The sequence below is a fragment of the Mycobacterium sp. E2238 genome (genome assembly GCF_001672665.1).
Taxonomy (GTDB): Bacteria; Actinomycetota; Actinomycetes; order Mycobacteriales; family Mycobacteriaceae; genus Mycobacterium.
The window spans coordinates 1-6,325 of the sequence record NZ_LZKF01000026.1 but is presented as its reverse complement, the minus strand read 5'-3'; the positions used below and the strand labels follow the sequence as shown (position 1 = coordinate 6,325).

Annotated in this window: 10 protein-coding genes and 1 pseudogene; all 11 read left to right on the top strand. The window is 66.2% G+C overall.

Translation table 11 applies throughout. The features are described from left to right. Positions 1–1,024 precede the first annotated feature (1,024 nt). A pseudogene (locus A5711_RS02210) lies at positions 1,025–1,372 on the top strand (hypothetical protein); the annotation flags it as partial. 177 nt (positions 1,373–1,549) lie between these two features. After that, positions 1,550–1,840: a hypothetical protein gene (locus tag A5711_RS02205; protein ID WP_067943627.1), complete on the top strand. Its 291-nt coding sequence runs from the start codon at positions 1,550–1,552 to the stop codon at positions 1,838–1,840. A gap of 71 nt (positions 1,841–1,911) precedes the next feature. Continuing rightward, a complete protein-coding gene (locus tag A5711_RS02200) occupies positions 1,912–2,448 on the top strand; it encodes a DinB family protein (protein WP_067943629.1) in 537 nt (178 codons plus the stop codon). Between the two features lie 200 nt (positions 2,449–2,648). Beyond that, the gene (rplN, locus tag A5711_RS02195; protein WP_003403649.1) at positions 2,649–3,017 is read left to right on the top strand and encodes a 50S ribosomal protein L14; all 369 of its coding nucleotides are present in this window, start codon (positions 2,649–2,651) and stop codon (positions 3,015–3,017) included. Then, the gene (gene rplX / locus A5711_RS02190) at positions 3,018–3,335 is read left to right on the top strand and encodes a 50S ribosomal protein L24 (protein ID WP_066945894.1); all 318 of its coding nucleotides are present in this window, start codon (positions 3,018–3,020) and stop codon (positions 3,333–3,335) included. Further along, positions 3,335–3,898, top strand: a complete 564-nt coding sequence (gene rplE, locus A5711_RS02185; RefSeq protein ID WP_067943625.1) for a 50S ribosomal protein L5 — start codon at positions 3,335–3,337, stop codon at positions 3,896–3,898. Before rplX ends, rplE begins: the two co-directional genes overlap by 1 nt. A 4-nt stretch (positions 3,899–3,902) precedes the next feature. After that, positions 3,903–4,088 carry a type Z 30S ribosomal protein S14 gene (locus tag A5711_RS02180; RefSeq protein WP_007167851.1) on the top strand — a complete coding sequence of 62 codons (186 nt, stop codon included), beginning with the start codon at positions 3,903–3,905 and terminating at the stop codon, positions 4,086–4,088. Between the two features lie 170 nt (positions 4,089–4,258). Continuing rightward, a complete protein-coding gene (gene rpsH, locus A5711_RS02175) occupies positions 4,259–4,657 on the top strand; it encodes a 30S ribosomal protein S8 (protein ID WP_008260619.1) in 399 nt (132 codons plus the stop codon). Between the two features lie 10 nt (positions 4,658–4,667). After that, on the top strand, positions 4,668–5,207 hold the full coding sequence (rplF, locus tag A5711_RS02170; RefSeq protein ID WP_067943622.1) for a 50S ribosomal protein L6: 540 nt from the start codon (positions 4,668–4,670) through the stop codon (positions 5,205–5,207). 41 nt (positions 5,208–5,248) lie between these two features. Further along, positions 5,249–5,617, top strand: a complete 369-nt coding sequence (gene rplR, locus A5711_RS02165) for a 50S ribosomal protein L18 (protein WP_082948339.1) — start codon at positions 5,249–5,251, stop codon at positions 5,615–5,617. 38 nt (positions 5,618–5,655) lie between these two features. Beyond that, positions 5,656–6,325, top strand: a 670-nt coding sequence (rpsE, locus tag A5711_RS02160) for a 30S ribosomal protein S5 (RefSeq protein WP_067943621.1), incomplete at its 3' end; no start/stop codon positions are given.

Here is a 6,325-nt window from a genome sequence, read left to right as displayed (position 1 = left end):
GGTCATGCCGCTGAGGCTATCGGCCGCTCACCAGGCGCCTCCGCTACCTCGACTTTGTTGTTACTCCGTGTCGAACTCGGACAAGCTGTGATTGGCCGTCCGCAGTTTGTCCGCAGCACACCCCTCAGAGCTTCCGGCCACCGTCGAAAGCAACCGCACTGGCCAGGTATTTCCCGCGCAACCAACGCAGCTATCAGGTACAAACTCCCAGGAGGGTGTGGACGTTGTACACAGGATTGGTCATCAGCAAATCCTGTTCTCGCAAGTCATCGGCCGTTCTATATTTGCAGCTTTTGTGGCCGACGTCGGCGGCGTCGATGAAGTCCCGCTGGCGCGGTGGAACCGAGCGGCCGCGGCCGGCGTCGGATGTGGGTGTCGGGCGCGCGCTCGGCGGGTCGCTCTCCTGCCGCCGAGGCGCGGGGCCTGGCTTGTCGGTGCCTGGGTGCAAACTGGCCCTCGAGACACGCCGCCGGTGTCGTACGGTACAACCCGATACAGCGCGCTAGCCTACGTTGTATTGCGTAGACGCAACCAACTAAATACCCGTGAAAACGGGGTGGCCGCCGGTAGACGACCACCCCGCTGCACCAGAGCCTTCTAAGTTATGGAGGCTCCCAACTGAGAGTCAGCACGATTCTCAGCCGGTAACGGCGCCTGTTACGCCGTTTCGGCACGGGCATCACCTCCTTTCCTGATCGAGGTGCAACCCGAACGAAGCCCCCGCTGCAACGGGGGTTTCGCTCGTTGGACAGCGTATGACTGAGGACCGACGCCTTTCGGGCGTGTCGCGAAGTGTGTCGTCGTTTAATCGCTCAGTTCGCCCGCCACGATGGGTCCTAATTTTCCGGCGGTTTGAACTGGTTACGCAGCGTGGTGAGGGCGTTGCGCTTCAGGTCTCCGACGGCCAGCTGGGGTTGGCGTTGTTGCGCAGCAGGGCGACGTTCACCTCGTCCTAGACGGTCTCGGCGTAGCTCGTGTAGTAGGCGCGCACGCCGACCAGCAGCAAGAACGTGATTTGATCATTCGCTCTCACCATTTGGTGAAAACCTTCTGGGGGTGGCAGGAGAAGCAATTGCCCAATGGAACGCTGATCCTGACCTCCCCGGCCGGGCGCACCTACGTCACCACCCCGGGCAGCGCCCTGCTGTTCCCGAGCCTGTGCCGGGCCACCGGGGCGATCGCGGCCGCCGAAGCCGACCCACCCCAGGACTACTGCAACGAACGCACGGCCATGATGCCCACCCGGCGACGCACCCGCACCCAGGACCGCACCCGGCGCATCGCCACCGAACGCCGACACAACCGGGACGCCCGACTAGCCCAACGCGCCGGACCCGCAACACCGCCCGACGGCGAACCACCGCCGTTCTGACCGCCGGTCACGGGTTCGGCCCGGTCCCATGCTCGTCGCAATCCGTCGAATCGGGACCTCAAAGGAAGCGAATACCGCGGGCCTAAGCGGTAGCGTCATTGCTGCTGGCTGGGCCGCCGAGCTAGGTGCACCCCAAGCGCTCGGCGCGCCCCAGCGGCGATGCGACGGGAGGCAAGCATGAAGCGCGGCATCGTCGGGGGATTGGCCGGGCTGCTCCTGGCCGCGGAGCTGATCGCTTCGGCGCCGCCGGCCAGCGCGGGCTGCCAGTACGGCGGAAACGTCCTCAGTAAGTGCGACGGACCGGTCCAGCCCGACGGCACCTGGCAACGTTGCGTGGCGGTTCCGCGCTTGATTCCCAACGGCGCCAGTTCCTACCTGGTGCCCGACGGCCACTGCGAGTCGATGGGCCCCGACCAGCGCCCTGCGGATCCCGCCTTCGCCGACCCGCCGGTGCACATCGACGGCTGAGCCGCGGGGATGTGCCACAGCCCAACAGGTCGTCCGAACGGGTCGCCACCGATCTGAGGGAGGATTTGGGCATGCCCGCGTCCCTGCCCCCACTGGCCGCCGAAGACCACGTCTGCGCTGATTGTGGAATGAATTACTCGGATATTCGGCCCGACGACGCGGTCGGTGTCATCGCCGGCCTGCCGGACGCGATTTTGGAGGCGATCTCGGCGATCCCGCCTGGATCGCGACGGTCACGCCCCAGTCCCGAAGTGTGGTCGGTCGCCGAATACCTCTGCCATCTGCGGGACGTCTACGTCTCCTTCACCATTCGGCTGTACCGCGTCCGCACCGAGCGCGAGCCTGCGTGCGAGCCGATGTTCAACGATCTGCGGGCCCGCCGCTTCCGGTACAACGATTGCGACATCGACGCCACGCTCGAGGAGCTGGCGGCCGCCGTTGCGGGCTTCCGCGACGAGGTCGCGCGCATCAAAGACCATGACTGGGACCGCACCGGGACCCGGCTGCCGGGCGAACGGCGCACTGCCCGCTGGTTCGTGCGCCAGGCGATGCACGAAGGCGTGCACCACCTCGGCGATATCCGGAGAATCGGCGGAACGGCTCCTTGAGCCCGCCCGGAAGCCGCCTCGGCCGCGAATTTGGCTCTGAGCTGGTCGTCACCTAGACTCTAGGGGTTGCCTTGGGCAGACCTCGGCCGGTGCGAATCGGCCCCGCGTGCCCTTCGGTGACAAAGACCGCGCATGTCAGGTGATTCGGTGGGCTGTGGCTTGCCTCCTGCCGTGCACACGCAACCAGGTCAGGAGATCGAGTGATTCAGCAGGAATCGCGGCTGAAGGTCGCCGACAACACCGGCGCCAAGGAGATCTTGTGCATCCGGGTGCTCGGCGGTTCGTCGCGACGCTACGCCGGCATCGGGGACGTCATCGTCGCCACCGTCAAGGACGCCATTCCCGGCGGCAACGTCAAGCGCGGGGATGTCGTCAAGGCCGTGGTGGTGCGCACGGTCAAGGAGCGCCGCCGCCCGGACGGCAGCTACATCAAGTTCGACGAGAACGCCGCGGTGATCATCAAGCCCGACAACGACCCGCGCGGCACGCGCATCTTCGGCCCCGTCGGCCGCGAGCTGCGTGAGAAGCGGTTCATGAAGATCATTTCGCTGGCCCCGGAGGTGTTGTAGATGAAAATCAAGAAGGACGACACCGTTCTGGTCATCGCCGGCAAGGACAAGGGCGCCAAGGGCAAGGTGCTCAAGGTTTACCCGGAGCGCAACCGGGTCCTGGTCCAGGGCGTCAACTCAATCAAGAAGCACACCGCGGTTTCGAGCAACCAGCGCGGAGCCCAGTCGGGTGGAATCGTCACCCAGGAGGCGCCGATCGATGCCTCCAACGTGATGGTGGTTGATTCCGACGGTAAGCCCACCCGCGTCGGCTACCGGGTCGACGAGGAGACCGGCAAGCGGGTTCGTATCTCCAAGCGCAACGGCAAGGACATCTGATGACCACTGCAGAGAAGGTGCAGCCGCGCCTGAAAGAGCGCTACCGCAGCGAGATTCGCGATTCGTTGCAGCAGCAGTTCGGCTACGGGAACGTCATGCAGATCCCGACCGTGACGAAAGTCGTTGTCAACATGGGCGTCGGCGATGCGGCGCGGGACGCGAAGCTGATCAACGGCGCGGTCAGCGACCTTGCGCTGATCACCGGGCAGAAGCCCGAGATCCGCAGGGCGCGCAAGTCCATCGCGCAGTTCAAGCTGCGCGAGGGCATGCCGATCGGTGCGCGTGTCACCCTGCGCGGAGACCGGATGTGGGAGTTCCTCGACCGCCTCACCTCGATCGCACTGCCCCGTATCCGTGACTTCCGCGGCCTTTCGCCCAAGCAGTTCGACGGTGTGGGCAACTACACGTTCGGGCTGGCCGAGCAGTCGGTGTTCCACGAGATCGACGTGGACAAGATCGACCGGGTTCGCGGCATGGACATCAACGTCGTCACCTCGGCGACGACCGACGACGAAGGACGAGCGCTGTTGCGGGCCCTCGGCTTTCCCTTCAAGGAGAACTGAGTAGATGGCGAAGAAGGCACTGGTCAATAAGGCCGCACGCAAACCGAAGTTCGCGGTGCGCGGCTACACGCGCTGCAACAGGTGCGGCCGGCCGCGCGCGGTGTTCCGCAAGTTCGGCCTGTGCAGGATCTGCCTGCGCGAGATGGCGCACGCGGGCGAACTGCCCGGCGTGCAAAAGAGCAGCTGGTAAGAGCCAGGACCCCGAGACCAACCCAGAACAGGCACGCGACAGGCCCGGACCGGGAACCACCGCGAGGAAGGTACCAACGCTGTCATGACCGCGATGACGACGACGCAGTGGGGGCACCCCCAGCAGCGCAGCGGCGAGGGGGCCGTAGCGATGAAGAGGAGCAGCGCTCGATGACTATGACGGACCCGATCGCAGACTTCTTGACACGTCTGCGCAACGCCAATTCGGCGTATCACGACGAGGTGACGCTGCCGCACTCCAAGCTCAAGGCCAACATCGCCCAGATCCTCAAGAGCGAGGGTTACATCAGCGATTACCGGACCGAAGACGCTCGGGTGGGCAAGTCGCTGATCGTCCAGCTCAAGTACGGACCGAGCCGGGAGCGCAGCATCGCCGGACTGCGGCGCGTGTCCAAGCCCGGTCTGCGGGTGTACGCGAAATCCACCAACCTGCCGCGCGTGCTCGGCGGCCTGGGCGTGGCGATCATCTCGACCTCCTCGGGCCTGCTGACCGATCGTCAGGCAGCCAGACAGGGCGTGGGCGGCGAAGTCCTCGCGTACGTGTGGTGAGGGAGTAGACATGTCGCGCATTGGTAAGCAGCCGGTTCCGGTTCCCAGCGGAGTCGACGTAACGATCGAGGGACAGAACGTCTCGGTGAAGGGGCCCAAGGGCAGCCTGAATTTGACGGTCGCCGAGCCGATTACGGTGGCCCGCAACGACGACGGCGCAATCGTGGTCACCCGCCCCAACGACGAGCGGCGCAACCGCTCGCTGCACGGGTTGTCGCGCACCCTGGTGTCCAACCTGGTCACCGGTGTCACCGAGGGTTACACCACCAAGATGGAGATCTTCGGCGTCGGTTACCGCGTGCAGCTCAAGGGCGCCAACCTCGAGTTCGCGCTGGGCTACAGCCATCCCGTGGTCATCGAGGCGCCCGAGGGCATCACCTTCGCGGTGCAATCCCCGACGAAGTTCTCGATCACCGGCATCGACAAGCAGAAGGTCGGCCAGATCTCGGCGAACATCCGCCGCCTGCGCCGTCCCGACCCGTACAAGGGCAAGGGCGTGCGCTACGAGGGCGAGCAGATCCGCCGCAAGGTCGGAAAGACAGGTAAGTAGTCATGGCGCAAAAACAAGCTGACACCGCCGCGCGAAAGCCGGTGGGGCAGAGCGTATCCGCAACTCGTCGGGTCTCGCGGCTGCGCAGGCACGCCCGGCTTCGCAAGAAGATCGCGGGCACCCCGGAGCGTCCGCGGCTCGTCATCAACCGGTCGGCGCGGCACATTCACGTGCAGCTGGTCAACGACGAGAACGGCACCACGGTGGCCGCGGCGTCGTCGATCGAGGACGACGTGCGCGGCCTGCAGGGCGACAAGAAGGCCCGCAGCGTGCGGGTGGGCCAATTGATCGCCGAGCGCGCCAAGGCCGCCGGCATCGACACCGTGGTGTTCGACCGCGGCGGTTACACCTACGCCGGACGGATCGCGGCGCTGGCCGATGCCGCCCGCGAGAACGGATTGAGTTTCTAGATGATCGAGACCTCGAACAAGACTGGAAGGACCGCATAATGGCGGAACAGTCGGCCGGCGGGCAGGGCGCCCCAGACAGCCGTGACTCGCGCGGCGACCGCGACAGCCGCGGCCGGCGCGATGGCGGCGGGCGGGGTGGCCGCGACCGCGACGGCGACAAGAGCAACTACCTGGAGCGGGTCGTCGCCATCAACCGTGTCTCCAAGGTGGTCAAGGGTGGTAGGCGCTTCAGCTTCACCGCGTTGGTCATCGTCGGCGACGGCAACGGCATGGTTGGCGTCGGCTACGGCAAGGCCAAGGAAGTTCCGGCCGCCATCGCCAAGGGCGTCGAAGAGGCGCGCAAGGGCTTCTTCCGCGTGCCGCTGATCGGCGGCACCATCACGCACCCGGTGCAGGGTGAAGCCGCCGCCGGCGTGGTGCTGCTGCGCCCGGCCAGCCCGGGTACCGGTGTGATCGCCGGCGGCGCGGCGCGTGCGGTGCTGGAATGCGCCGGGGTGCGCGACATCCTGGCCAAGTCGTTGGGCAGCGACAACGCGATCAACGTGGTGCATGCCACCGTCACCGCGCTCAAGCTGCTGCAGCGTCCCGAGGAGGTGGCGGCCCGCCGCGGGCTGCCGATCGAGGACGTCGCCCCGGCCGGAATGCTCAAGGCGCGACGGGAAAGTGAAGCGCTGGCCGCCAGTGCCGCGCGTGAGGGAACGGCACCGC

Excerpts from the sequence above, each read along its gene's own strand:
- A5711_RS02205 (WP_067943627.1), top strand. The coding sequence starts at position 1,550 with ATGAAGCGCGGCATCGTCGGGGGATTGGCCGGGCTGCTCCTGGCCGCG.
- A5711_RS02200 (WP_067943629.1), top strand. The coding sequence starts at position 1,912 with ATGCCCGCGTCCCTGCCCCCACTGGCCGCCGAAGACCACGTCTGCGCT.
- rplX (WP_066945894.1), top strand. The coding sequence starts at position 3,018 with ATGAAAATCAAGAAGGACGACACCGTTCTGGTCATCGCCGGCAAGGAC.
- rplE (WP_067943625.1), top strand. The coding sequence starts at position 3,335 with ATGACCACTGCAGAGAAGGTGCAGCCGCGCCTGAAAGAGCGCTACCGC.
- A5711_RS02180 (WP_007167851.1), top strand. The coding sequence starts at position 3,903 with ATGGCGAAGAAGGCACTGGTCAATAAGGCCGCACGCAAACCGAAGTTC.
- rpsH (WP_008260619.1), top strand. The coding sequence starts at position 4,259 with ATGACTATGACGGACCCGATCGCAGACTTCTTGACACGTCTGCGCAAC.
- rplF (WP_067943622.1), top strand. The coding sequence starts at position 4,668 with ATGTCGCGCATTGGTAAGCAGCCGGTTCCGGTTCCCAGCGGAGTCGAC.